28 protein-coding genes, 3 tRNA genes and 1 pseudogene are annotated in these 21,846 nt (G+C 66.2%); 23 read left to right on the top strand and 9 right to left on the bottom strand.

Annotated elements, in window-relative coordinates; genetic code table 11:
- Positions 1 to 40 precede the first annotated feature (40 nt).
- Positions 41 to 463 carry a hypothetical protein gene (locus tag AB4Z42_RS19720; RefSeq protein WP_442010883.1) on the top strand — a complete coding sequence of 141 codons (423 nt, stop codon included), beginning with the start codon at positions 41 to 43 and terminating at the stop codon, positions 461 to 463.
- On the top strand, positions 463 to 1,371 hold the full coding sequence (locus tag AB4Z42_RS19715) for an NAD-dependent epimerase/dehydratase family protein (RefSeq protein WP_442010882.1): 909 nt from the start codon (positions 463 to 465) through the stop codon (positions 1,369 to 1,371). The genes AB4Z42_RS19720 and AB4Z42_RS19715 overlap by 1 nt, the downstream gene beginning before the upstream one ends.
- Here AB4Z42_RS19715 and AB4Z42_RS19710 read toward each other — a convergent pair.
- Both AB4Z42_RS19710 and AB4Z42_RS19705 read right to left on the bottom strand, forming a co-directional pair.
- On the bottom strand, positions 1,358 to 2,182 hold the full coding sequence (locus AB4Z42_RS19710; RefSeq protein WP_442010881.1) for a crotonase/enoyl-CoA hydratase family protein: 825 nt from the start codon (positions 2,180 to 2,182) through the stop codon (positions 1,358 to 1,360). The genes AB4Z42_RS19715 and AB4Z42_RS19710 overlap by 14 nt on opposite strands.
- Positions 2,183 to 2,201: 19 nt before the next feature.
- The gene (locus AB4Z42_RS19705; protein WP_442010880.1) at positions 2,202 to 2,636 is read right to left on the bottom strand and encodes a hypothetical protein; all 435 of its coding nucleotides are present in this window, start codon (positions 2,634 to 2,636) and stop codon (positions 2,202 to 2,204) included.
- A 40-nt stretch (positions 2,637 to 2,676) separates the two neighbouring features.
- Between AB4Z42_RS19705 and AB4Z42_RS19700 the strand changes: the two are divergent.
- Positions 2,677 to 3,257 (top strand): annotated as a pseudogene (locus tag AB4Z42_RS19700) (TIGR03086 family metal-binding protein).
- Here the strand turns inward: AB4Z42_RS19700 and hisC are convergent.
- The gene (gene hisC / locus AB4Z42_RS19695; RefSeq protein WP_442010879.1) at positions 3,254 to 4,300 is read right to left on the bottom strand and encodes a histidinol-phosphate transaminase; all 1,047 of its coding nucleotides are present in this window, start codon (positions 4,298 to 4,300) and stop codon (positions 3,254 to 3,256) included. The pseudogene AB4Z42_RS19700 and the gene hisC overlap by 4 nt on opposite strands.
- 83 nt (positions 4,301 to 4,383) lie before the next feature.
- Between hisC and AB4Z42_RS19690 the strand changes: the two genes are divergently transcribed.
- From AB4Z42_RS19690 to AB4Z42_RS19650, 9 genes are all read left to right on the top strand, one after another.
- Positions 4,384 to 4,475: transfer RNA gene (locus AB4Z42_RS19690), tRNA-Ser, on the top strand.
- Between the two features lie 14 nt (positions 4,476 to 4,489).
- Positions 4,490 to 4,562 (top strand) — tRNA-Arg (locus AB4Z42_RS19685).
- Positions 4,563 to 4,595: 33 nt separating this feature from the next.
- Positions 4,596 to 5,081 (top strand): DoxX family protein, encoded by a 486-nt coding sequence (locus AB4Z42_RS19680; RefSeq protein ID WP_442010878.1) that lies wholly within the window; start codon positions 4,596 to 4,598, stop codon positions 5,079 to 5,081.
- 66 nt (positions 5,082 to 5,147) lie between these two features.
- Positions 5,148 to 5,678: an RNA polymerase sigma factor gene (locus tag AB4Z42_RS19675; RefSeq protein WP_442010877.1), complete on the top strand. Its 531-nt coding sequence runs from the start codon at positions 5,148 to 5,150 to the stop codon at positions 5,676 to 5,678.
- The gene (locus tag AB4Z42_RS19670; RefSeq protein WP_442010876.1) at positions 5,675 to 6,373 is read left to right on the top strand and encodes a Rieske (2Fe-2S) protein; all 699 of its coding nucleotides are present in this window, start codon (positions 5,675 to 5,677) and stop codon (positions 6,371 to 6,373) included. Before AB4Z42_RS19675 ends, AB4Z42_RS19670 begins: the two co-directional genes overlap by 4 nt.
- Before the next feature lie 17 nt (positions 6,374 to 6,390).
- The gene (locus AB4Z42_RS19665; RefSeq protein ID WP_442010875.1) at positions 6,391 to 6,951 is read left to right on the top strand and encodes a mycothiol transferase; all 561 of its coding nucleotides are present in this window, start codon (positions 6,391 to 6,393) and stop codon (positions 6,949 to 6,951) included.
- 9 nt (positions 6,952 to 6,960) lie between these two features.
- Positions 6,961 to 7,464, top strand: a complete 504-nt coding sequence (locus AB4Z42_RS19660) for a metallophosphoesterase family protein (protein ID WP_442010874.1) — start codon at positions 6,961 to 6,963, stop codon at positions 7,462 to 7,464.
- Positions 7,457 to 7,864: an MmcQ/YjbR family DNA-binding protein gene (locus tag AB4Z42_RS19655; protein ID WP_442010873.1), complete on the top strand. Its 408-nt coding sequence runs from the start codon at positions 7,457 to 7,459 to the stop codon at positions 7,862 to 7,864. Before AB4Z42_RS19660 ends, AB4Z42_RS19655 begins: the two co-directional genes overlap by 8 nt.
- Before the next feature lie 32 nt (positions 7,865 to 7,896).
- Positions 7,897 to 8,730 (top strand): SDR family oxidoreductase, encoded by an 834-nt coding sequence (locus AB4Z42_RS19650; RefSeq protein ID WP_442010872.1) that lies wholly within the window; start codon positions 7,897 to 7,899, stop codon positions 8,728 to 8,730.
- On the opposite strand, the gene AB4Z42_RS19645 is transcribed toward AB4Z42_RS19650, so the two are convergent.
- Complete coding sequence (locus tag AB4Z42_RS19645; protein ID WP_442010871.1) at positions 8,731 to 9,252, bottom strand: cupin domain-containing protein; 522 nt, start codon at positions 9,250 to 9,252, stop codon at positions 8,731 to 8,733.
- 53 nt (positions 9,253 to 9,305) lie between these two features.
- Between AB4Z42_RS19645 and AB4Z42_RS19640 the strand changes: the two genes are divergently transcribed.
- Entirely contained in the window at positions 9,306 to 11,183 is a 1,878-nt protein-coding gene (locus AB4Z42_RS19640) for an alkyl/aryl-sulfatase (protein ID WP_442010870.1), read from the top strand.
- Positions 11,184 to 11,262: 79 nt separating this feature from the next.
- Here the strand turns inward: AB4Z42_RS19640 and AB4Z42_RS19635 are convergent, their stop codons facing one another.
- Positions 11,263 to 12,036 (bottom strand): SDR family NAD(P)-dependent oxidoreductase, encoded by a 774-nt coding sequence (locus AB4Z42_RS19635; protein WP_442010869.1) that lies wholly within the window; start codon positions 12,034 to 12,036, stop codon positions 11,263 to 11,265.
- A gap of 17 nt (positions 12,037 to 12,053) precedes the next feature.
- Here AB4Z42_RS19635 and AB4Z42_RS19630 point away from each other — a divergent pair, with 17 nt between their 5' ends.
- Positions 12,054 to 12,656: a histidine phosphatase family protein gene (locus tag AB4Z42_RS19630; protein WP_442010868.1), complete on the top strand. Its 603-nt coding sequence runs from the start codon at positions 12,054 to 12,056 to the stop codon at positions 12,654 to 12,656.
- Between the two features lie 9 nt (positions 12,657 to 12,665).
- Positions 12,666 to 13,694 (top strand): phosphotransferase family protein, encoded by a 1,029-nt coding sequence (locus AB4Z42_RS19625; RefSeq protein ID WP_442010867.1) that lies wholly within the window; start codon positions 12,666 to 12,668, stop codon positions 13,692 to 13,694.
- A gap of 1 nt (position 13,695) precedes the next feature.
- Here AB4Z42_RS19625 and AB4Z42_RS19620 read toward each other — a convergent pair whose 3' ends face one another.
- Complete coding sequence (locus AB4Z42_RS19620) at positions 13,696 to 14,076, bottom strand: LapA family protein (protein ID WP_442010866.1); 381 nt, start codon at positions 14,074 to 14,076, stop codon at positions 13,696 to 13,698.
- 128 nt (positions 14,077 to 14,204) lie between these two features.
- On the opposite strand from AB4Z42_RS19620, the gene AB4Z42_RS19615 reads away from it, so the two are divergent.
- The 5 genes from AB4Z42_RS19615 to AB4Z42_RS19595 are packed head-to-tail and all read left to right on the top strand — an operon-like array spanning position 14,205 to position 18,331.
- Positions 14,205 to 15,164 carry an ABC transporter substrate-binding protein gene (locus tag AB4Z42_RS19615; RefSeq protein ID WP_442010865.1) on the top strand — a complete coding sequence of 320 codons (960 nt, stop codon included), beginning with the start codon at positions 14,205 to 14,207 and terminating at the stop codon, positions 15,162 to 15,164.
- A gap of 28 nt (positions 15,165 to 15,192) precedes the next feature.
- Positions 15,193 to 16,299 carry an ABC transporter ATP-binding protein gene (locus tag AB4Z42_RS19610; protein ID WP_442010915.1) on the top strand — a complete coding sequence of 369 codons (1,107 nt, stop codon included), beginning with the start codon at positions 15,193 to 15,195 and terminating at the stop codon, positions 16,297 to 16,299.
- A 3-nt stretch (positions 16,300 to 16,302) separates the two neighbouring features.
- Positions 16,303 to 16,968 carry an ABC transporter permease gene (locus AB4Z42_RS19605; protein WP_442010864.1) on the top strand — a complete coding sequence of 222 codons (666 nt, stop codon included), beginning with the start codon at positions 16,303 to 16,305 and terminating at the stop codon, positions 16,966 to 16,968.
- Positions 16,965 to 17,738, top strand: a complete 774-nt coding sequence (locus AB4Z42_RS19600) for an ABC transporter permease (protein WP_442010863.1) — start codon at positions 16,965 to 16,967, stop codon at positions 17,736 to 17,738. The genes AB4Z42_RS19605 and AB4Z42_RS19600 overlap by 4 nt, the downstream gene beginning before the upstream one ends.
- On the top strand, positions 17,735 to 18,331 hold the full coding sequence (locus tag AB4Z42_RS19595) for a putative glycolipid-binding domain-containing protein (RefSeq protein WP_442010862.1): 597 nt from the start codon (positions 17,735 to 17,737) through the stop codon (positions 18,329 to 18,331). The genes AB4Z42_RS19600 and AB4Z42_RS19595 overlap by 4 nt, the downstream gene beginning before the upstream one ends.
- Here the strand turns inward: AB4Z42_RS19595 and AB4Z42_RS19590 are convergent.
- On the bottom strand, positions 18,294 to 19,271 hold the full coding sequence (locus AB4Z42_RS19590; protein ID WP_442010861.1) for a prephenate dehydrogenase: 978 nt from the start codon (positions 19,269 to 19,271) through the stop codon (positions 18,294 to 18,296). The two genes, AB4Z42_RS19595 and AB4Z42_RS19590, sit on opposite strands and share 38 nt — an antisense overlap.
- Positions 19,272 to 19,346: 75 nt before the next feature.
- Between AB4Z42_RS19590 and AB4Z42_RS19585 the strand changes: the two genes are divergently transcribed.
- Both AB4Z42_RS19585 and AB4Z42_RS19580 read left to right on the top strand, forming a co-directional pair.
- A complete protein-coding gene (locus tag AB4Z42_RS19585) occupies positions 19,347 to 19,868 on the top strand; it encodes a tRNA adenosine deaminase-associated protein (protein ID WP_442010860.1) in 522 nt (173 codons plus the stop codon).
- The gene (locus AB4Z42_RS19580) at positions 19,865 to 20,314 is read left to right on the top strand and encodes a nucleoside deaminase (protein WP_442010859.1); all 450 of its coding nucleotides are present in this window, start codon (positions 19,865 to 19,867) and stop codon (positions 20,312 to 20,314) included. Before AB4Z42_RS19585 ends, AB4Z42_RS19580 begins: the two co-directional genes overlap by 4 nt.
- A gap of 10 nt (positions 20,315 to 20,324) precedes the next feature.
- Here the strand turns inward: AB4Z42_RS19580 and AB4Z42_RS19575 are convergent, their stop codons facing one another.
- Positions 20,325 to 20,630, bottom strand: coding sequence for a DUF732 domain-containing protein (locus AB4Z42_RS19575; protein WP_442010858.1), 306 nt, complete (start codon positions 20,628 to 20,630; stop codon positions 20,325 to 20,327).
- A 128-nt stretch (positions 20,631 to 20,758) separates the two neighbouring features.
- On the opposite strand from AB4Z42_RS19575, the gene AB4Z42_RS19570 reads away from it, so the two are divergent.
- Positions 20,759 to 20,849, top strand: a tRNA-Ser gene (locus AB4Z42_RS19570).
- A gap of 152 nt (positions 20,850 to 21,001) precedes the next feature.
- Here the strand turns inward: AB4Z42_RS19570 and AB4Z42_RS19565 are convergent.
- Positions 21,002 to 21,808 carry a helix-turn-helix transcriptional regulator gene (locus AB4Z42_RS19565; RefSeq protein WP_442010857.1) on the bottom strand — a complete coding sequence of 269 codons (807 nt, stop codon included), beginning with the start codon at positions 21,806 to 21,808 and terminating at the stop codon, positions 21,002 to 21,004.
- Positions 21,809 to 21,846: the final 38 nt, after the last annotated feature.

Raw genomic sequence — 21,846 nt, 5'->3', positions numbered from 1 at the left:
GGCGTCTCTTTGAAGTCCAGTCTCGTACTAGCGTGACGGTATGGCGACGACTCCCACCACCAAGAGAACCGGGCTCGTCGAGGTGACGCTGATCGTGTTCGGGTTGTACGCCCTGGGCATCGGCCTGTTCATGTTGTTCGCGCCCGGGATGTTCTTCGACACGCTCGGAACGTTCGGCGTGCGCAACGATCACTACATCTTCGACAATGCGACGTTCGAAATCCCGCAGGGCCTGTTGTTGCTCGCCGCGGTGCGCCGGGTGTCGTGGCGGGTGCCGGCGTTGGCCTTCGCCACGCTGCACTGGGCGCTGCACGCGCTCAGTCACATCATCGACCCGCACCACGGGGCGGGTGACCTCATCGGCTGGCTCGAGGCGGGCGGCCTGGTGGCGACGACGGTGATCCTCGCAATTGCGTTGCGCGCCAGCATGAAGAGCGAAGCCGCGCAGAGCGGCGGTCGCTGATGCGTGTACTGGTGGGCGGTGCGACGAGCGTGCCGGGGATTCCGTTGCTGCGCGAATTGACTTCCCGCGGGCACGAGGTGATCGGCGTGACCCGGTCGCCGGCGAAGACGCCGCAGATCGAATCGGCGGGTGCCGAGCCGGTAGTGGCCGATGTCTTCGACGCAGACGAGATCGGAAAAGTCGTCGCCGACGCCGCGCCGGAGGTGGTCGTCTCGCTGCTGACGACGCTGCCCAAGTGGGGACCCAAGCGCCCCAAGGACTTCGAGCCCGCCAAGAAACTCTGGAGCATCGGCGCGCCGAACCTCGTGCATGCCGCGCAGCGGGCCGGAGTGCGTCGTGTGGTCGCCGAGTCGGTGGTGTTCGCCTACGGATATCCGACGTCGGGTCCGCAATGGGTGGACGAAACCGACCCCTATCCCGGGCCTCCGCCGAAGGGTGGCGAGGACATGCTCGCGGCGCTACGGGGCATGGAGCGGACGGTGCTGTCCTCGGGTGAGAGCAGTGACACCGAGGGAATCGTGTTGCGCTACGGCATCTTCTACGGTCCTGAGGTACCTCACGACGAGTTGTTCACGCGACTGGCAAAGTTGTGGGCGCTGCCGGCCATGACCGGCGACGGTATCGCATCCTGGGTGCATATCCACGACGTCGCGAAGGCCACCGCTGACGCCGTCACGAACGGCCGCGGCGGTCAGATCTACAACATCGTCGACGACAGGCCGCAATCGTTCGGCGACTATGTGCGCGAGCTGTCGGCGAAGCTGAACCGGCCGCGGCCGCTTCCGATCTCGCACCGGCTGGTGGGGATGATCGCGTCCTACCCGGCGACGGCGTTCGGCACCACGTGGCTGCCGCTGTCCAACGCCAAGGCAAAGGCCGAGCTGGGCTGGACCCCTATTCCCCGGTGAAGCTCGGCGGCCGCTTCTCGAACGTCGCCGCCAGGCCCTCGCCGAGATCCTTGGACGGCAGGAACGCGGCATTCCACGCGGCGACATAACGCAGGCTCTCCGAGACCCTGGCGATGCGCTGCTGATCGAGCACGTCCTTGACGCCATTGACCACCAGTGGTGGATTGGCGGCGATCTCGGCGGCAGTCTCGTGCGCGGCGGCCAGCGAGGCTTCGGCATCGTCGAACACGTCGTTGACCAAGCCGATCCGCTCGGCGCGTGCCGCGTCGATGTCCTTGCCCGTCAGCGCCAGCTCGCGCAGGTGGCCGTCGGACAGAATCAACGGGAGCCGCGCCAGGCTGCCCACGTCGGCGACGATCGCGAGCTTTACCTCGCGCACGGAGAACTTGGCGTCGGCGCTGGCGTAGCGGATGTCGACGGCCGAGATCAGATCCACACCGCCGCCGATGCACCAGCCGTGCACCGAGGCGATGGTCGGAGTGCGGCAGTCGGCTACCGCGTTCATGGCGCCCTGCATGCGCAGAATCGTGGCGTGGAAGTCGGTGCGCGGGCGTGCTGTCGCGCCGTCGGCGAGCACCTCCGAGAGTGTGCCGCCCATCGCGAGCAGGTCGAGCCCGTAACTGAAGTTCCTGCCCGCACCGGTCAGTACGATCGCCCGCACATCGCGGTCGGCGTCGAGCGTGGCGAAGACCTCGGGCATCTCGGCCCAGAATGCCGGGCCCATCGCGTTGCCCTTGCCCGGACCGACCAGCGTCACCTGCGCGACGTGATCCTTGACGTCGATGGTGACGGATTCATACAGATCGCCCATGAGCCAGAAGGCTAACGACTCACGGCGGGGAGCCCGACACCACCTCGCTGACCGTGAGCTCGGGCATGAACTGGCACATGGCGCCTGCCAGGAGCATCGCCGTCATCTCGCCCGACTCGTCGGTGCCCTCCCCGCCGAGGATGGCTCGGACGACTGCCTTCTGAGTGGCCTCGTCAAGACCGGTGTACTCCTCGCACGTCATCGTCGTCGCATTCGGTGGTGCAGGCACGTCGGGAACATCCGAGCCGGGCAGCCCCGGTAGGCCCGGGATGTCCGGAATCTCGAAGCCAGGCAACCCGGGGATCGTCGGCTGCGCCGTCGCCGTCGGCGCGGATGTCAGCGCGGGACCCGGTTCGGTTGTCATGGCGACAGAGCCCTCGGTGGTCTGCTGGCACCCGGTGGCCAGGCCCATCACGATCAGCGCCGTAGCCCCCACCCACACGTGCGTCTTCATCTGCGCAACGATAGGCGCAAGGGGGACGTAGCGTGGCAGCATGCCCGACGACCTGCGCCCAGGACCTGATTCACCGCCGGCCGACGAACTCGAATGCGCCGAAGCCACCTTCGCCGTGCTGGGGCATGTGCTGCACGGAATCGCCGACGACGACCTCGGCAAGCAAACGCCATGCCGAGAATTCGACGTCGCGAGCCTCACCGACCACCTGATGAACTCGATCACGGTGCTCGGCGGAGCGGCCGAGCCGAGTTTCCCGAGCGGGACACGACCGACTCGGTGGAGCGTCAGGTCGTCATGGCCGGGCGGCCCGCATTGGACGCCTGGAAGCGGCGCGGCCTCGACGGGACGGTGCCGTTCGGGGACAACGAGGCGCCCGCCAAGGTGATGGCGGGCATCCTGTCGCTCGAATTCCTTGTTCACGCTTGGGATTACGCGGCCGCCGTCGGACGTCAGGTCAACGCCCCCGATTCGCTATCCGACTACGTCATCGGTTTGGCGCGCACCGTCATCACCCCGGAGGGCCGCAAGAGGGCCGGTTTCGACGATCCGATCGTGCCTCCCGGCGACGCGGACTCTCTGCAAAAGCTGCTGGCATACACCGGCCGCAGTTCGGGCTAGATCCAGCTGCGCGCGAATTCCAGGAACATGTCGTTTTCGTGCTCCGCGGCGATCGTGACACGAACGCCATCCTCGCCGTAGGGCCGCACGATGATCCGGTTGTCGGCTGCGGCACGGGCGTACTCCGTAGCGCGCCCGGGCAGCGGGAGCCAGACGAAATTCGCCTGAGACGGCGGCACGGTGTAGCCGGCGTCGCGCAGGGCTTTGGTCACACGGGCGCGTTCGGCCACGACGTCGTCGGTGCGGGCCAGCAGTTCGTCGGCGGCGTCCAACGATGCGATCGCCGCGGCCTGCGAGACGCTGGTCGCGGTGAACGGGATGTAGACCTTGCCGAGCGCGGTGATGATGTCGGGGTCGGCGACCGCGTAGCCGATGCGCAGGCCGGCCAGCCCGTACGCCTTCGAAAAGGTTCGCAGCACAACGACATTGCGATGGGCGCGCACCAGTCCGAGGCTGTCCGGCAGCAGTCCGTCGCGGATGTATTCGACGTACGCCTCGTCGACGGCGATCAGGATGTGCGAGGGCACCGCCTCGACGAACCGGGCCAGCTTCTCGGGGTCGACCACGGTGCTGGTGGGATTGTTCGGGTTGCACACGAAGATCAGTCGGGTGCGGTCGGTGATCGCGGCCAGCATCGCGTCGAGGTCGAAGGTGTAATCGGTCAGCGGAACCTGCACGGGTGTGGCACCCGCAGTGCGGACCTGAAGCGGGTAGATCTCGAAGCTGCGCCAGCCGAAGAGCACCTCATCGCCGACGGAGGAGGTGATCTGTATCAACTGCTGACAGAGACTGACCGACCCGCAGCCGACGGAGATGTGCTCGGGGGAGAAGTCGACATGCTTCGCCAGGCGTTGCTTGAGCTCCACATAGCCGTTGTCGGGGTACCGGTTGATGTTGGCGGTGGCCTTCTCAATAGCGGCCCGAACGCCGGGCAGCGGCCCGTGCACGGTCTCGTTGCTTGCGATCTTGATCGCTCCCGGCACCGTTTTCCCCGGTGTATAGGCCGGCAGATCAGCAATTTCGGGTCGCAGGCGGGCGGTCACCCGACCAGTTTATGGGGCGCGGAACTGCGCTTTGCCTCGCACTATCGGGGCTGTGTACTCTGTCGGATCGGCGGTAAACGTCGGGAGGCGTGCCAGAGCGGCCGAATGGGACTCACTGCTAATGAGTTGTCCGCCTTAAAGCGGACCGGAGGTTCAAATCCTCTCGCCTCCGCCAACAACTGAACACATGCGCCCGTAGCTCAACGGATAGAGCATCTGACTACGGATCAGAAGGTTGGGGGTTCGAATCCCTTCGGGCGCACTCACGGTGTAACCCACATGCCTATCTACTGGTATGTCACTCAACTCGATCACCAACGACCGCGCCTCCGTCGCGATTCTGCTCATCCGCCTGTATGTGGGCGCGATCTTCGTCATCGAAGGCGTCCTGAAGTTCGTTCGGGCCGACGCCCTCGGCCCGGGTCGCTTCGCGAAGATCGGGCTGCCTGCCAGCGATCTCCTCGCCAACCTGGACGGCGTCCTCGAGATCGGATGCGGGCTGCTGATCCTGGTCGGTCTCGCCACCCGGCTCGCTACCCTGCCGATGATCGCCGACATGATCGGCGCGATTCTGCTCACCAAGATCCCCCTGCTGTGGGGAAACGCCGCGCTCTATCCGAAGGAGAGCGGCATCTGGGACTTCCTGCATGAGGCGCGGCTCGAGGTGGCGATGCTGTGCGGTTCGCTGTACCTGCTCATCGTCGGCGCTGGGGCGTACTCGGTCGACGCGATGCGCACCCGCGGCGACCGTGCCGCGCGCGAACCGGTCGCGGCGGCCTAGTCACATCCACAGCATTCCTCAAGGTTGATTCTCGGACGGCGGCGTGTGATACCCATCGAGAATGGCGTGCAACCGCGCGCAAGGAGAGGGCTGCATCCGGTGACCGGCCCTGCTTATCCGGACTGGGACTCGGTGTACCGCGACAACGTCACCTGGGTATATCGGCAGATGTACCGCAAGGTCGGCAATCAACCGGACGCCGAGGACCTGACCGCGGAAGTGTTCATGACGGCGCTGCGGCCGATGCGGGTGTCGGCGACCGTCCCGGAGGTGCGCAAGTACCTGCACATGACCGCGCGAACGGTGCTCGCCGCGTACTGGAAAGACCGGATGGGCAGGCAGATCACCGTGATCGACGAGGATGTCCCCGAGGCGGTGGAACCGGAGCAGTCGCGCAGCGATGCGACCGAGACCGTACGGAGGCTGCTTGCACGGCTTCCGGACAACTACCGCCGGATACTGGAACTGCGCTTCCTGCAGGCGTCTTCGGTTCGGGAGGCCGCGAATCAAATGGGTGTCAGCGTTGCCAATGCCAAAGTGCTGCAACACCGCGCTCTTCGAATGGCGGCTCAAACCAACGAGGAGTCGACGTCGTGAGCGATAGAACGGTCCGCCGATTCGTGGAGAACCTGCTACGAGGCCGGGCCACCGAACGCGCACGTCCCGACGACTTCGAAGCCGAGCAGATGAAGGCGGCGATCGACCTGCGGGCCGGGCGGCTGGGCAGCGATGCGCCGCGAGAGGAGTTCCTGACCGACCTGCATCGCCGGCTGTCGAGCGAGGTGGCCGACGAGCAGCCGTCGGTCAGCCATCCCCACTGGGCACCGCGGCGGCGCGACGTGGTGATCGGCGGATCGGTGGCGGCGGCATCGGCGGCGGTCGGCATCGTGGTGGGTCGCAACGTGCTGGCCCCGGATGGCGTCACGACTGCCGCACCGCCGGCCCAGGGCGAGCTCGATCCGAACCAGGGGACATGGCAGCCCGTCGGCTCCAGCGATGAACTGGTCGAGGGCGCGGCGCTGGCGTTCGACCTCGGATCGGTCAACGGCTTCGTGCACCGTGCAGACGCGCAGCTCGAAGCGGTCTCGGGTGTGTGCACGCACCAGGGCTGCAGGCTGTGGCTCGACGCGCCCGAGAACCGATTGCGCTGCCCCTGCCACACGACGTCCTTCTCGCTCGAGGGAGACACGCTCACCCATCAGCTGCCGGTGGCGCCGCCGCCGCTGCCCAAGCTTGCCGTGCGCGAAAGCGACGGTGTCATCGAGGTTTTCGCGCCGCCCAAGTCGACGTAGGCGCCTACGGTGTCGGTATGACGGACACCCCGTGGGAACCGCCGCTGGCAGGCACCGAGGTCGAGCATCTGATCGGTGCGCTCGACCGGATGCGCACGACGTTCCGCTGGAAGACCGACGATCTCGACGCGGCCGCGTTGCAGACGCGCATCGGCGCGTCGGCGTTGACCCTCGGCGGTCTGCTCAAACACCTGGCCATCAACGAGGACTACATCTTCACCCAGAAGCTGACCGGTGAATCGGTCGGTGAGCCATGGGAGTCGGCCTGGGACGGAACCGATGACTGGGAGTTCACGTCAGCGGCCGACGATCCGCCGGAGACTCTGTATGCGCTCTGGGAGGACGCCGTGACGCGCTCCCGCGGCCGGCTCGATGCGGCGCTGGCCCGCGGAGGCCTGGAGCAGCTCGCTCACATCTCCGACGGCGACGGCAACCATGCGAGCCTGCGCCGGCTGCTGTGCGATCTGATCGAGGAGTACGGCCGCCATACCGGCCACGCGGATCTTCTCCGCGAGGCGGTCGACGGGCGAGTCGGTGAGGACCCGCCGCCCGGATGGCAGCCCGTCTCGGGTCGCTAGATTGGGGCGGTGCGGCTCCTGCTCATCGCCGATACCCACGTACCCAAGCGGGCCCGCGACCTTCCCGCGCAGGTGTGGGACGAAGTCGCCGCGGCCGACGTGGTCGTGCACGCAGGCGACTGGGTCGAACCCGAGCTACTCGACACGCTGGATGCGCGCGCCGCGAGGCTGGTCGCCTGCTGGGGGAACAACGACGGTGCCGAATTGCGACGCCGCCTTCCCGAACGCGCCGACGTCACGCTCGAGGGCGTGCGCTTCACGGTCGTGCACGAGACCGGCGCGTCGGGTGGCCGCGATGCGCGGATGGCCAGGGAATACCCCGACACCGACGTCCTGGTGTTCGGTCACAGCCACATCCCGTGGGACACATGCGCGAAAACCGGCCTGCGGCTGCTCAACCCGGGCTCGCCGACGGACCGCCGACGCCAGCCGTTCTGCACCTACATGACCGCCACCGTGCACGACGGCGCGCTGACCGACGTCGTCCTGCACCGGCTGGAGCGCCATGCGTGAGGTGCCTGCCCGCCTCGCCGACGTGCACGAGATCGCCGCCGCGATGCCACACGTAACCCGTATCGAAGGTCCCAAGGGCAACGCGATCTATCAGGTGGGTGGCAAGTCCTTCGTGTTCTTCCGAACGCCGCAGCCCGATGCCGAGGATCCCGAGACCGGTGAGCGCTACGCCGACGTCATCATGATCTGGGTCGAGTCCGAGGCCGACAAGCTGGCGCTCATCCAGGATCCGAGGTCGCCGTTCTTCACTACGGAGCGCTTCGACGGCCATCTCTCCGTTCTGGTGCGCGCCAGCCGGTTATCGTCGATCGGTAAGACCGAGCTCACGGAGCTGATCCAGGACGCGTGGCTGTCGCGGGCATCGAAACGCCGCGGCGAACGATGGTTGGCCGAACAATAGGAGGCAGGCACCTCGGCGAGAGAAGGTCAGCCATGTCGCAAGTGTCCGCAGTCAACGGAAAAGTCATCGCGATCACCGGAGGAGCCCGAGGTATCGGCCTCGCCACCGCGAAAATGGCGCACGGTCTCGGTGCCAAGGTAGCCATCGGTGACGTCGACGAGGCGACGGTCAAGGAGAGCGGCGCCGAGTTCGACTTCGGGTTCTACGCACGCCTGGATGTGACCGACCGGCAGTCGTTCACCACGTTCCTCGACGACGTCGAACGTCAGCTGGGACCTATCGACGTTCTGGTGAACAATGCCGGAATCTGCCCCACCGGCCGCTTCCTCGACGAACCTGACGAGGTGACCGAGCGCACCATCGCGATCAACACCACCGGTGTCATCCTCGGCACAAAGGTCGCGGCGCAGCGAATGGTCAAGCGCGGCAGGGGCCACATCATCAACGTCGCGTCGCTCGCCGGACTCAACGGGGTACCGGGAATCGCGACCTACTGCGCGACCAAGCACGCCGTCGTCGGATACACCGACACCGCACGGATGGAACTACGCGGCACCGGGGTGCACGCCTCCTCCGTGCTGCCGACGCTGACCAACACGTCGATGATCGACGGGGTCACCAGCATGCCGGGGATGCGCAACGCTCAACCTGAAGACATCGCGGCGGGCATCATCAACCTCATCGAGAGACCGAAGCCACGCTTGATCGTCACACGCCAGGCCTCGGTGATGATGGCGATCACGAAGCGATTGCCGCTGCGCCTGAGCGAAGCGGTGACCCGCGCCCTGAATGCCGACCGGATCTTCGCCGATGCCATCGACAAGCCAGAGCGCCGCGACTATGAGGACCGCGCCCGCCACTCGTGATCAGGCAGGCGGCACGTTCGCGTGGTTCGCGCCGCACATGAAGACCGCAAGCCGCGCCGTCGTGTCGCCCGCGTTCCTCCAGCGGTGTCGAGTGCCGTTCTGCACCACGGTGTCTCCGGGACCCAGCACCACCTCCGCGCCGTCATCGAGCTCCAGCACGACGGTGCCCTCCATGACGACTTCGAAGTCGATGGTGTCGGTGGTGTGCATTCCCGGATCGGACATGTCCATGTAGCTGAGCAGACCCGGGACCTCGCTCTCGAAGTCGACGGGACCCGTCGCGGTGCCGGAAGCGGCGGCGCCGTCCGGAGGCAACGCGAACATCCCGAAACGGAATCCGCCGATCGGCGGGAAGTAGGTGTGATGGTCGGGGACGCTGCCGTCGTCGGGAAACTGCGGCGTGGCGTCGCCGCCCCACAGTCTGTGGAACCCGGTCACAGGCAGGGCGGCGACCTTCTCGTCGCTGGCGAACACGGACTTGCCTGACTCGTCGTGTCCGGTTACCACTCGGCGAACATCCATCGGGTTAGTGAACCACCATCCGCATGGACATCCGGATGAATATCGTGGCGGGCATGGATCAGAAGCCACCCACCGCCGTCATAGAGTCCGCGAACCGCGAGCACCCGGGCGACCTGCCGTTCGACGACACCACCGACTTCGACAACGCCGACCGCGGGTTCATCGGCGCTCTCGAACCGTGCGTCGTCAAGGCCGCCGACGGAAGAGTGGTGTGGGACAACGACGTCTACGCGTTCCTGAACGCCGATGCGCCGAGCACTGTGCATCCCAGCTTGTGGCGGCAGAGCCAGCTGTGCGCCAAGCAGGGCCTCTACGAGGTGGTCGAGGGCATCTACCAGGTCCGCGGCCTCGACCTGTCGAACATCACCTTCATCGAGGGCGACACCGGCATCATCGTCATCGACCCGCTGATCTCCACGGAGACCGCGGCCGCCGCTCTCGCGCTGTACCGTGCACATCGCGGTGACCGGCCGGTGGTCGCGGTTATCTACACCCACAGCCACGTCGATCACTTCGGCGGTGTGCTGGGTGTGACGACGCAAGCCGACGTCGACGCCGGGAAGGTGGTGATCATCGCACCCGAGCACTTCACCGATCACGCTGTGCAGGAGAACGTCTACGCGGGAACGGCGATGGCACGTCGCGCCGCCTACATGTACGGGGCAGCGCTGGCACGCGGACCACAGGGGCAGGTCGGTTGTGGGCTGGGCCAGGTCGGGTCCTCCGGTGAGGTGGCGCTGATTGTGCCGACGCTCGACATCTGCGAGACCGGCGAGAAGCACACCATCGACGGCGTCGAGATAGAGTTCCAGATGGCGCCGGGCACCGAGGCGCCCGCCGAAATGCACTTCTATTTCCCGGCTTTCCGCGCGCTGTGCATGGCCGAGAACGCCACACACAACCTGCACAACCTGCTGACCCTGCGCGGCGCGCTGGTTCGTGATCCGCACGGCTGGGCCGGTTACCTGACCGAGGCCATCGACACTTTCTCCGACCGCGCCGACGTCGTGTTCGCCTCTCACCACTGGCCCACGTGGGGCACGGATCAGATCGTCGAATTCCTTTCCCTGCAACGCGATCTGTACGCGTATCTGCACGACCAGACGTTGCGGCAGCTCAACCAGGGATTCACCGGAATCGAGATCGCCGAAGGTTTCCAGATGCCGCCGGCACTGCATAAGGCCTGGCACACGCACGGCTACTACGGCTCGGTCAGCCACAACGTCAAGGCGGTATACCAGCGCTACATGGGCTGGTTCGACGGCAACCCGGGCCGGCTGTGGCAGCACCCGCCGGAGGCGATCGGGCCACGCTATGTCGAGGCGATGGGTGGCATCGACGCGGTCGTGGAGATTGCCCGCAAGGCCTTCAGCGATGGCGATTTCCGTTGGGCAGCAACGCTACTCGACCACGCGATCTTCACCGATCAGAACCACCAGTCGGCGCGCGAACTCTACGCCGACACTCTCGAGCAGTTGGCTTACGGCGCCGAGAATGCGGTGTGGCGCAACTTCTTCCTCGGCGGTGCGACGGAGTTGCGTGAGGGCAACTTCGGTACTCCGACCCAGACCGCGTCGCCGTCGCTTCTGGGCCAACTCACACCTGAGCAGATGTTCGACACCTTCGCGATCAACGTGAATGGGCCGAGGGCGTGGGACCTCGACGTCGCCGTCGACATCACCTTCCTCGACGTCGAGACCAACTACCGGCTGACGCTGCGCAACGGAGTGCTGGTGTACCGCAAGGTGCCTGCCGACGCGGGGAGCGCACAGGCCACCGTCAAACTGGCGAACAAGATGCGGCTGCTGGCGTTCGCGGCGGGTGACGCGAATTCGCCCGGGCTGGAGATCAGCGGCGATGCCGACGCGTTGCCATCGCTGCTTGCGGTGGTCGACCGGCCGGACCCGGGCTTCAACATCGTCACGCCGTAACTCCCTGAGCCGAGTGTGGAGTTGGTGCACGCTTTTCGGCCAAATGCGTGCGGGTAACCCACGTTCGGCGCTCTTCGACTTAGGGAATGCCGCCGTCGACCCGGATGATCGACCCGCTGGTGTAGCTCGACGCGTCCGACATCAGAAACAGTGCGGCGCCGACGATCTCGGCAGGCTGGCCAAGGCGCTTGAGCGCAAACCGCTGCGCACCGGCTGTCGTCGCCTCGATGTCCCAGGCCTTGCTGACGTCGGTGAGGAACGGGCCGGGCATCAGCGTGTTGACACGCACGGTCGGGCCATAGGCGAGTGCCAGCCCCTGGGTCAATGCGTTGAGTCCGGCCTTGGCCGCTGCGTAGGGCAGCTCGTGCGGCCCGGGACGCAGTGACCCCGTCGAGCTGACGTTGATGATCGATCCGCCGCCGACGGCCACCATCCGCTCGGCGATCAACGCCGACAGCCGGAACGGCCCTTTCAAGTTCAGGTTGACGACCGCATCGAACAACTTCTCGGTCACCGTGCCCAGCGACTCGTACAACGGCGACATGCCCGCGTTGTTGACGAGTACATCGACCTTGCCGAAGCGGTCGTATGCCGCGTCGACCAGCCCGTCGAGCTCATCCCAGCGCCCGACGTGCACCGCATACGGCAGCGCGGCGCGGCCGGTCGCGGCGGCGATCTCCTCCGCGGTGGCCACGCATGCGTCGTACTTGCGGCTCGCGATGACGACGTCGGCGCCGCATTGTGCGGCGCCGAAGGCCATCTCCCGGCCTAACCCCCGGCTGCCGCCGGTGATCAGCACCACCCGGTCGGTGAGGTCGAACAGTTCGGCCGCAAAACCCTTGTCGGAGCCCATGCACTTATGGTGTCACGGTGCAATTGCTACTCATCCGGCATGCGTTGCCGCTCCGCAGCCAACCAGGGCAGGGCTCGGACCCCGAATTGTCCGAGGACGGCATCGAGCAGGCCAAGAGGCTGCCCGATGCGCTCGCGCGCTTTCCGATAAGCCGCATCGTCAGCAGTCCGCAGATCCGGGCCAGGCAGACCGCGCAGCCCGTCGCCGATGCCAGGGGGGTCGCGGTCGACATCGACGACCGGCTCGCCGAATACGACCGCGACCTCACGCACTACACCCCGGTCGAGCAGATCTCCGAAGAGGACATGAAGCGGCTCGCCAGCGGCGATCTCCCCAGCGGCGTGGACCAGCCCGCATTCATCACGCGGGTGCTTCAAGGCGTCGACGACATCGTCGCGGCCGCCGATCACGAGGACACCGTCGCGGTGTTCAGCCACGGCGGCGTCATCAACGCCCTCGTCCACACCGTGATGAAAACCCAGCGGTTGCTCTGCGTACAGGTCGACTATGCCGGCGTGACGAGGCTGCTCTGGTCGTCGCGGCAGAAGGCGTTCTTCGTGGCGGGCGTCAACTCCACCGAGCACGTATGGGACCTGCTGCCACGAAACCAGCAGTGGTAGACAAGTCCAGTGACCACACGCCTGGACGGGCTTGACCTCGACGCACTGGACCGGCACCTGCGCTCTGCGGGCATCCCCCGCTCCGGCGACCTGCGCGGCGAGTTCATCTCGGGCGGCCGGTCCAACCTGACCTTCCTGGTGTACGACGACGCGTCCAAATGGGTGCTGCGCCGGCCCCCGTTGCACGGGTTGACCCCGTCGGCACACGATATGGCGCGCGAATACCGGGTGGTGGCCGCCCTGCACGACACCCCGGTGCCGGTGGCCCGGGCCGTCACCATGCGCAACGACGACTCAGTGCTGGGCGCACCGTTCCAGATGGTCGAGTACGTCGACGGCCGCGTCGTCCGTCACACCAAGCAACTCGAGGCGCTCGGCGACAAGAACGCGATCAACGACTGCGTCGACGCCCTGATCAAGGTTCTCGCCGATCTGCACGCGGTCGACCCCGAGGCGGTGGGCCTGGGCGACTTCGGCAAACCCACTGGCTATCTCGAACGCCAGGTCCGGCGCTGGGGCGGGCAGTGGGATCTGGTGCGGACCGAGGACGATCCGTCCGATGCCGACGTCAAGCGCCTGCATTCGGCTCTGGCAGAAGCGATTCCGTCGCAGAGCCGCACCGCGATCGTGCACGGCGACTACCGGATCGACAACACGATGCTCGACGCGCAGGACGCCACCAAGGTGCTCGCCGTACTGGACTGGGAGATGTCGACCCTTGGCGATCCGATCAGCGACGCCGCGCTGATGTGCGTGTACCGCCATCCGTTGTTCAATCTGGTGCACGCGGACGCGGCGTGGTCGTCACCGCTGATCCCGTCGGCCGACGAACTCGCGCAGCGCTACTCCGTGGCCGCAGAGGTCGGGCTGGACCACTGGGAGTTCTACATGGCGCTGGCGTACTTCAAGCTGGCGATAATTTCCGCGGGCATCGCCTATCGGGGCCGCGAGGGTGGCGGCGTCGCCGACGACACCGATGAGGTGGCAGGGGCGGTCGGCCCACTGATCAGCGCGGGTCTTGAGACGTTGAAGCCCTGAGTCAGTAGGGCTGTGCCTTGAGGTTGCGCTTGGCGGCGCGGCGCAACTGAACGATCCTGGCGGTGCCGACCGCAACCGTCAGCAGGCCTCCGCATACCGCGGCCAACAGGATCGCCACGCCCACAGGCAGATTCCACTCCCAGCCGAAGAAGTGGATGCTGGTGGATTCGGTGTTCTGCATGATGAACACCAACAGCACGATCAGAATCACGAAACCGGTGATCAACGCCGACCACAGCGCTGCAGCGCGGGTGAATTTCACCGCCGATTCCGGTTTGACCAGATATTCGCCCGGTGTGGCGACCGGATCCGGTGGTTCCCCCCTGCCGGACGCCGATGGTGGCGGCGGCAGATCGGGCGGCACGGGCGGAACGCTGGTCATGAGTCCATCTTGCCCTTTCCCGCGTCGAATGAAACCACTCTGGGTACTCACGCTGAGCTAAAGCGCGGCGTTGACGCGTGCATGTCGATAATGTCCGGAAGAGTCGGTGCGCCGAAAGGATCGTGTCTATGTCGAGCACGCGGAGCTGGAATCTGGCGATTTTGGCCGCCCTACTTGCACTGATCGCATCGCTGTCGTCGGCGTGCGGTAGCTCCAATCCGCTCGGCGGCGGAGCGGTATCGGGGGACCTGAAGTCCATTGCCGTGGGTTCGGCCGACTTCACCGAAAGCAAGATCATCGCCGAGATCTACGCTCAGGCGTTGGAGGCCAACGGCTTCACCATCCGCCGTCAGTTCGGGATCGGCAGCCGCGAAACCTATATCCCTGCGGTGCAAGACCATTCCATCGATCTGATTCCGGAATACACCGGCAACCTCCTGCAGTACTTCGATAAAGAGGCCACCGCGACCACGCCCGATGCGGTGCTGCTGGCACTGCTCAAGGCGCTTCCGGGCGACCTGTCGATCCTGTATCCGTCACCCGCGGAGGACAAGGACACCCTCGCGGTCACCGAGGAGACGGCGCAGAAGTGGAACCTCAAATCCGTCGCCGACCTCGCGAAGCACTCGCCGGAGGTGAAAGTCGGTGCACCGTCGGAGTTTCAGACCCGGGTGACCGGGCTGGTGGGTCTGAAGAACAAATACGGTTTGGAGATCTCGCCCGCGAACTTCGTCTCGATCAGTGACGGAGGTGGTCCGGCGACGGTGAAGGCCCTGACGAGCAACGCCATCACTGCGGCCAACATCTTCAGCACTTCACCGTCGATCGAGCAGAACAAACTCGTGGTTCTGGAAGACCCCGAGAACGTGTTTCTGGCGGCGAACGTCGTTCCGCTGGTCGCATCGCAGAAGATGTCGAACGAATTGAAGACCGTGCTCGACGCGGTGAGCGCCAAGCTCACCACCGAAGCGCTGATCGAACTCAACACCTCGGTGGAGGGCAACCAGGGCATCGACCCCGACGAAGCGGCGGCCAAGTGGATCAAGGACAACGGCTTCGACCAACCGGTCCAGGGGCCTGGCCGATGAGCGCTTGCGCGAAGAGGAGACGGCACGGTTGATCACGTTCGAGAACGTCACCAAGAAGTATCCCGACGGCACCGTCGCGGTCGACGACCTGACGCTCGAGGTTCCCGAGGGCACGCTCACTGTCTTCGTCGGCCCATCGGGCTGCGGCAAGACCACATCGATGCGGATGATCAACCGGATGATCGAGCCGACGTCGGGCACGCTGACCGTCGACGGCAAGGACGTCACCAAGGTTGACGCGGTCCAGCTGCGGCTCGGCATCGGCTACGTCATCCAGAGCGCCGGGCTGATGCCGCACCTTCGCGTGGTCGACAACGTGGCCACGGTTCCGGTGCTGCGTGGCGAATCGCGGCGCAGCGCACGCAAATCCGCGCTGGAAGTGATGGAGCGCGTCGGTCTGGATCCCAAGCTCGCCAACAGGTATCCCGCGCAGCTGTCGGGCGGTCAACAGCAGCGCGTCGGCGTCGCGAGGGCCTTGGCCGCAGATCCGCCGATCCTGTTGATGGACGAGCCGTTCAGTGCCGTCGACCCGGTGGTGCGCGAGGATCTGCAAACCGAAATCCTGCGCCTGCAAAGCGAATTGCGGAAGACGATCGTGTTCGTCACGCACGATATCGACGAGGCGGTCAAGCTCGGCGACAAGGTGGCTGTGTTCGGCCGCGGCGGCGTGTTGCTGCAATACGCCGATCCGTCGTTCGTGTTGTCCAACCCTGCCGACGAACACGTTTCGGCATTCGTCGGCGCCGACCGGGGCTATCGGGGACTGCAGTTCTTCCACGCGACGGGTTTACCGCTGCATGACATCAAGCACGTCGCCGAAAACGATCTCGATAGCGCTTCGCTGAACCAGGGGGAGTGGGCCCTGGTCATCAAGGAGGGCAAGCCCTACGCGTGGATCAACGCCGAGGGAGTCGAACTGCACCGCAAGGGCAAGGAGCTCTACGACAGCACCGTCGGCGGCGGGTCGTTCTTCCGTCCGGACAACACGTTGCGGCAGGCACTAGACGCGGCGCTGTCCTCACCGAGTGGATTGGGTGTGGCGGTCGACGACGACGGGAAGCTGATCGGTGGTGTGCGCGCCGATGACGTCCTCGATGCGCTCAAGGAGCAGCGCCGGATTCCGGAGCTGGGGTAGCGGATGCGCTATCTGTTCACCCACCTGGACGACCTGTGGGCGCTGACGCTGATCCACCTGCGGTTGTCGCTGATTCCGATCCTGCTGGGGTTGATCATCGCCGTGCCGGTCGGTGCGCTCGTCCAACGAACAACGACGTTGCGACGGATCACGACGCTGACCGCCAGCATCATCTTCACCATCCCGTCTCTTGCGCTGTTCGTCGTGCTGCCGCTGATCATTCCCACGCGCATCCTCGACGAGGCGAACGTCATCGTCGCGCTGACCCTCTATACCGTCGCACTGCTGGTGCGTGCGGTACCCGAGGCGTTGGACGCGGTGTCCCCTGCGGTGCTCGACGCCGCCACCGCCGTCGGTTACAAGCCGCTGGTTCGGATGCTGAAAGTTGAACTGCCGCTGGCTGTTCCGGTGCTCATCGCCAGCCTGCGTGTCGTCGCCGTCACCAACATCTCCATGGTGTCGGTCGGTTCAGTGATCGGTGTCGGCGGTCTCGGTACGTGGTTCACCGAGGGCTACCAGGCCAACAAGAGCGATCAGATCGTCGCGGGCATCATCGCGATCTTCGTGTTGGCCGTCGTCATCGACACACTGATCATGCTGGCAGGCAAGGCGCTGACACCCTGGACGCGGTCCGCGCGCCCGAGCCGGGTCAAGGCGGTGACCGGATGAACTTCCTGCAGCAGGCGTTGTCCTTCATATTCACCGCGGCGAACTGGGGTGGGCCTGCCGGGCTGACCGCGCGCATCCTCGAGCACCTGCAGTACACCGTCATCGCCGTCCTCTTCTCGGTGATCATCGCCGTCCCGCTCGGCATGCTCATCGGGCACACCGGTCGCGGCACCTTCCTGGTCGTCACCGGGGTCAACGCCCTGCGCGCGCTGCCGACACTCGGCGTGCTGCTGCTGGGCGTCCTGCTGTGGGGGCTCGGGCTGATTCCGCCCACCGTCGCGCTGATGCTCCTGGGCATCCCGCCGCTGCTGGCGGGCACCTACTCGGGCATCGCCAATGTCGACCCGGGTGTGGTGGATGCCGCCAGATCGATGGGGATGACCGAGAAGCGGATCCTGCTGCGGGTGGAGACGCCCAACGCCCTACCGCTCATTCTCAGTGGTCTGCGGACCGCGACGCTGCAGATCGTCGCCACCGCGACCGTCGCGGCGTACGCCAGCCTCGGCGGCCTGGGGCGCTATCTGATCGACGGCATCAAGGTGCGTGAGTTCTACCTGGCGCTGGTGGGCGCATTGATGGTGACGGCTTTGGCGCTGATTCTCGACGCTGCGCTGGCGTTCTCGGTGTGGGTGTCGGTGCCGGGTTCGGGCCGGCTTCGCCGGATGCCGCAGCCGCTGCTCAGCGACGAGGTGGCGCTGGAGTCGCGGTCTCCGGCTAAACGCGCAACCGGTGTCGGGCGACAGTCTTCGTCAATTACGGTAGATGAGTGAGTGAAGTAGTCCGCTCGGAGCAACAGGGGTCTTTCCCGGCGACGCTGACCTGGCGCGCGCACGACGTGCCACGGATGGAGTCGGTGCGTGTGCAGCTTTCCGGCAACCGCATCAAGGCCTACGGCCGTATCGTCGCCGCCGCCACCTCGTCGCATCCCGCGTTCTCCGCGTCCTACGACCTGGTGACCGACGAAACAGGCGCGACGAAGCGCCTCTCAATGACCGTCACCCTCGCCGAACGGGAGCGCCAGCTGTCCATCGCTCGCGACGAGGAGAACATGTGGCTCATCCAGCAGCACACCGGGGAGACGAGCCGCGGCGGCTATGGGGGCGCGCTGGACGTCGACGTGATCTTCAGCCCGTTCTTCAACGCATTGCCCATCCGGCGCACGGGGCTCTATCAGCGAAGCGAGTCCGTGGCCCTGCCGGTGGTGTACGTCAGGCTGCCTGAGTTGACGGTCGAGGCGGCGACGATCAGTTACAGCAGCGCGGCCGACGGCATCAAGCTGCACTCGCCGGTTGCCGAGACCACGGTCACGGTCGACTCCGAAGGCTTCATCCTCGACTACCCGGGCCTGGCAGAGCGGATCTGATCACCCCGCCCGCGCGGCCGGCTGCGGCGAGTTCCTCCCGCCACCTGTCCGCACCGATCACGGTGGTCACGATCTCGGGCCTGCCGAAGCTGTCGTAGCGCACCCGGGCGGCGTGACCCGCCTCGACGAGGTCGGTCAGCGGGCGCCCCTCCGCCAGCGCATCGCGGGCCATGTTGAGCCGGTCCAGTGTCCGGTCCAGGACCGGCAGCACCTGGTCGGCGTTGGCCTCGCACATGGCGCGGACGAGGTCCGGCGCGGTCGCCGCCACCCGGGTCCCGTCGCGGAACGAACCGGCGGCCAGCGCGAAGGCCAGCGGCACCTCGCCCGCCGTGGCCGCGAGCGCCTCCGCCAGCAGATGCGGCAAGTGCGAAATCGTCGCGGCGGCGGCGTCGTGCTCCTCGGATCGGGCGGGCACCACCACGGCGCCGCACTCCAGCGCCAGGTCCATCACCAGCGTCCAGACACCGGGGTCGACGTGATCGTCGACACTGACGACCCACGGCGCCCCCACGAACAGCCGGGCGTCGCCGGCCGTCCAACCGGATTCCGCGGTGCCCGCCATCGGATGTCCGCCGACGAAACGATCCAGCAGGCCAACGGAGCCGACCTCCTCGAGGACGCACGACTTCACGCTGGTGACGTCCGTCAAGGGGCATTCAGGCGCCAAATCGCGGATGCGGCCCAACATCTGCGACAGCGCCGGCACCGGTACGGCGAGCACGATGAGGGCATTGGCGTCAGCCGCCCGCGACAACGCCTCGTCGAGGTTCTCGGTCGCGTCGAAGCCGTCGGCCGTCGCGGCCGTAACCGCCTCGAGCGAGCGGTTATAGCCGAAAACCTCGCGTCCTGCCGCCGAGGCGGCGCGCATCACAGAGCCGCCGATGAGACCGAGACCCACCACACAGACAGGTGTGTTCGTCACCCCATCAGCCTGGCACATCTCTGGCAGGCACCGGCGTCTGCCTTACTGCGGGTTCCTGGTCAAGTCCCTGGTCGGGGACTACCGTTGGCCCCCATGGGAGCACAGCGCCCCGCAGCGCAGAAGCAGACTGCCGACCGCGAGGACGGCTTCGGCGTGGCCGTCGTTCGGGAGGACGGCAAATGGCGGTGTGCCGCGATGCGGTCGTCGGCGCTGAACAGCCTGTCCGCCGCCGAAACCGAACTGCGTGAAATTCGTAGTGCAGGAGCGGTTTTCGGGCTGCTCGATGTCGACGACGAGTTTTTCGTGATCGTGCGGCCCGCGCCGGCGGGAACGCGATTGTTGCTCTCGGATGCCACCGCGGCGCTCGATTACGACATCGCCGCAGAGGTGCTCGAGAAGCTCGACAATGACATCAGCGAGGACGATCTGGACCCCGAGCAACCGTTCGAGGAGGGCGATCTCGGGCTGCTCTCCGACATCGGCCTGCCCGAGGCGGTGCTTGGAGTAATCCTCGATGAATCGGACCTGTACGCCGACGAACAGCTCGGGCGTATCGCACGCGAGATGGGCTTCGCCGACGAACTGTCTGCGGTGCTCGATCGCCTCGACCGTTGACGGACGAGGACCTCGTCCGGGCCGCACTGGAGGCTGCGGCCACCACCGGACCCCGTGACGTCCCGATCGGCGCGGTGATCCTCGCCGCCGACGGAACCGAATTGGCGCGGGCGGCCAACGCCCGCGAGGAAACCGGTGATCCGACCGCGCATGCGGAGATCCTGGCGATGCGGGCTGCGGCAAAGGCGTTGGGCGACGGGTGGCGGCTGGAGGGCACCACGCTGGCCGTGACCATCGAACCGTGCACGATGTGCGCCGGAGCGCTGGTGATGGCGCGGGTCCGGCGGCTGGTGTTCGGTGCCTGGGAGCCCAAGACCGGGGCGGTCGGCTCGCTGTGGGACGTCGTGCGCGACCGGCGACTGACCCACCGCCTCGAGGTCCGCGGAGGAGTGCTGGCCGACGAGTGCACGGCGCCGCTCGAGGCGTTCTTCGCCAAGCAGCGGTGAGCCTTCGATCTCAGTTCTGGCTGGCGTACTTCGGGCAGAAATACAGCGGGGCGCCGGCCATGATGTAGTTCGACAAGCCTTCGTTCTTGGTCGTGGCGTCCAGGCGGGCCACGATGGTGGTCAAATCGAAGCCCTGATCGTATTGGGCGCATACACCCTTCGCGAGGCTGGTCAACGTGGCGCAATCACCCGGATATCCCGCAGTGGCCAGACTCTGGCAGTAGTCGGAGTCGGGGACGGCGACGGCGCTCGGCGCGTGAATGAATGACGCGAGTGCCCCGGACATCGCCAGGGCTGCGAGCGCAATGGTCTTCATCGCCACCTTTCTAGCGCTTGCCTACCCGGTTGGGCGGCGGGCCACGCGAAGTCGCTGCGCGTCGATTCGGTCTCGAAAGTTCGACAGCGATTTCAGTGACGTGGCGGGCTCCCGGTAGGCTGCCACACGGTGGCGTGTCCGAGCGGCCTAAGGAGCACGCCTCGAAAGCGTGTGACGGGTAACCCCCGTCCGAGGGTTCAAATCCCTCCGCCACCGCCACACATCTCAGTAACGAGATACACGTCACCAGACCGAAAGGTTGCACTCCAAGGTCGAAACTCCTCGACAGAGGCACGGCGGCAAAAGCCGAGCCGCTCACGACCGACGCGGCCGAGCGCCCGCAGGGTCGCGCCACGGCGTTTCGTTCGCCCTTAGTCAGGCGTCGTCAGGAGCAGGGCCAGCTTCTCGCTTGTGCTGGTGCCTGGCTCCGGATGGTAGATCTGTAGGTGTTGGCCATCGGAGTTGGGAATGACAAATCGGTTGCGGCGAAATACCAGATCGCCAATTTTGGGGTGGTGTAGGCGGCTGGTACCGGTTGGTCGATAGCCCACATCGGCTCTTGCCCACAAGCTTGCGAAGGACGCGCTGCTCACACGGAGTTCATCGACCAGTGTGTGGAGGCGAGAGTCATAGGTTTCACCGACGGCAACTTGGCGTAGACCGCCGACAACGCTGGCGGCGGCGTCGTCCCAGTCGAGGTGGAGTTGACGCTCGGCTGGGTCAAGGAACAATGCGCGGAGAAGGTTTCGGCCGGGTGTGAAGTTGGGGGACAGCTTGCGGGCCAACTGGTTTGAGGCGAGGCAATCCACGCACCGTCCGGCGACGAAGGCGGGTAGGGAGAGCTGATCGATCAGGCCGATTATGTCGTCGCTGACCGTCTCGACACCTGATGGTGTGGGGCGGTGGTCGCGGGCAAGTTGGTGTAGGTGCGCGCTAGCGGCTGCGTCCATGCGCAGCACCCGGGCGAGTGCGTCGAGAATCTGCGGAGAGGGATGGGCGTTACGGCCTTGCTCGATTCTCAGGTAGTAGTCGGCACTGATGCCGGCCAGCGCCGCCAGTTCTTCGCGGCGTAGGCCGTCGACGCGGCGCCGCGGGCCTGCCACGAGGCCGACGTCTTCCGGTCGGACTCGGCCGCGACGCAGCTTGAGGTAGTCGCCGAGCGCATTGCCGCTGGTCATGGGCATAGCGTAGCCAAGAGTGGGACTCTCGGTACCCA

Origin of the sequence: Mycobacterium sp. 2YAF39 (assembly GCF_052114565.1) — a bacterium.
Classification (GTDB): domain Bacteria; phylum Actinomycetota; class Actinomycetes; order Mycobacteriales; family Mycobacteriaceae; genus Mycobacterium.
This window is presented reverse-complemented; position numbering and strand designations above follow the sequence as displayed.

Coding starts and splice junctions, on each gene's coding strand:
- AB4Z42_RS19720 (WP_442010883.1), top strand. CDS start 41: ATGGCGACGACTCCCACCACCAAGAGAACCGGGCTCGTCGAGGTGACG.
- AB4Z42_RS19715 (WP_442010882.1), top strand. CDS start 463: ATGCGTGTACTGGTGGGCGGTGCGACGAGCGTGCCGGGGATTCCGTTG.
- AB4Z42_RS19710 (WP_442010881.1), bottom strand. CDS start 2,182: ATGGGCGATCTGTATGAATCCGTCACCATCGACGTCAAGGATCACGTC.
- AB4Z42_RS19705 (WP_442010880.1), bottom strand. CDS start 2,636: ATGAAGACGCACGTGTGGGTGGGGGCTACGGCGCTGATCGTGATGGGC.
- AB4Z42_RS19680 (WP_442010878.1), top strand. CDS start 4,596: ATGTCACTCAACTCGATCACCAACGACCGCGCCTCCGTCGCGATTCTG.
- AB4Z42_RS19665 (WP_442010875.1), top strand. CDS start 6,391: ATGACGGACACCCCGTGGGAACCGCCGCTGGCAGGCACCGAGGTCGAG.
- AB4Z42_RS19655 (WP_442010873.1), top strand. CDS start 7,457: ATGCGTGAGGTGCCTGCCCGCCTCGCCGACGTGCACGAGATCGCCGCC.
- AB4Z42_RS19650 (WP_442010872.1), top strand. CDS start 7,897: ATGTCGCAAGTGTCCGCAGTCAACGGAAAAGTCATCGCGATCACCGGA.
- AB4Z42_RS19645 (WP_442010871.1), bottom strand. CDS start 9,252: ATGGATGTTCGCCGAGTGGTAACCGGACACGACGAGTCAGGCAAGTCC.
- AB4Z42_RS19640 (WP_442010870.1), top strand. CDS start 9,306: ATGGATCAGAAGCCACCCACCGCCGTCATAGAGTCCGCGAACCGCGAG.
- AB4Z42_RS19635 (WP_442010869.1), bottom strand. CDS start 12,036: ATGGGCTCCGACAAGGGTTTTGCGGCCGAACTGTTCGACCTCACCGAC.
- AB4Z42_RS19620 (WP_442010866.1), bottom strand. CDS start 14,076: ATGACCAGCGTTCCGCCCGTGCCGCCCGATCTGCCGCCGCCACCATCG.
- AB4Z42_RS19615 (WP_442010865.1), top strand. CDS start 14,205: ATGTCGAGCACGCGGAGCTGGAATCTGGCGATTTTGGCCGCCCTACTT.
- AB4Z42_RS19605 (WP_442010864.1), top strand. CDS start 16,303: ATGCGCTATCTGTTCACCCACCTGGACGACCTGTGGGCGCTGACGCTG.
- AB4Z42_RS19600 (WP_442010863.1), top strand. CDS start 16,965: ATGAACTTCCTGCAGCAGGCGTTGTCCTTCATATTCACCGCGGCGAAC.
- AB4Z42_RS19590 (WP_442010861.1), bottom strand. CDS start 19,271: ATGTGCCAGGCTGATGGGGTGACGAACACACCTGTCTGTGTGGTGGGT.
- AB4Z42_RS19585 (WP_442010860.1), top strand. CDS start 19,347: ATGGGAGCACAGCGCCCCGCAGCGCAGAAGCAGACTGCCGACCGCGAG.
- AB4Z42_RS19575 (WP_442010858.1), bottom strand. CDS start 20,630: ATGAAGACCATTGCGCTCGCAGCCCTGGCGATGTCCGGGGCACTCGCG.
- AB4Z42_RS19565 (WP_442010857.1), bottom strand. CDS start 21,808: ATGACCAGCGGCAATGCGCTCGGCGACTACCTCAAGCTGCGTCGCGGC.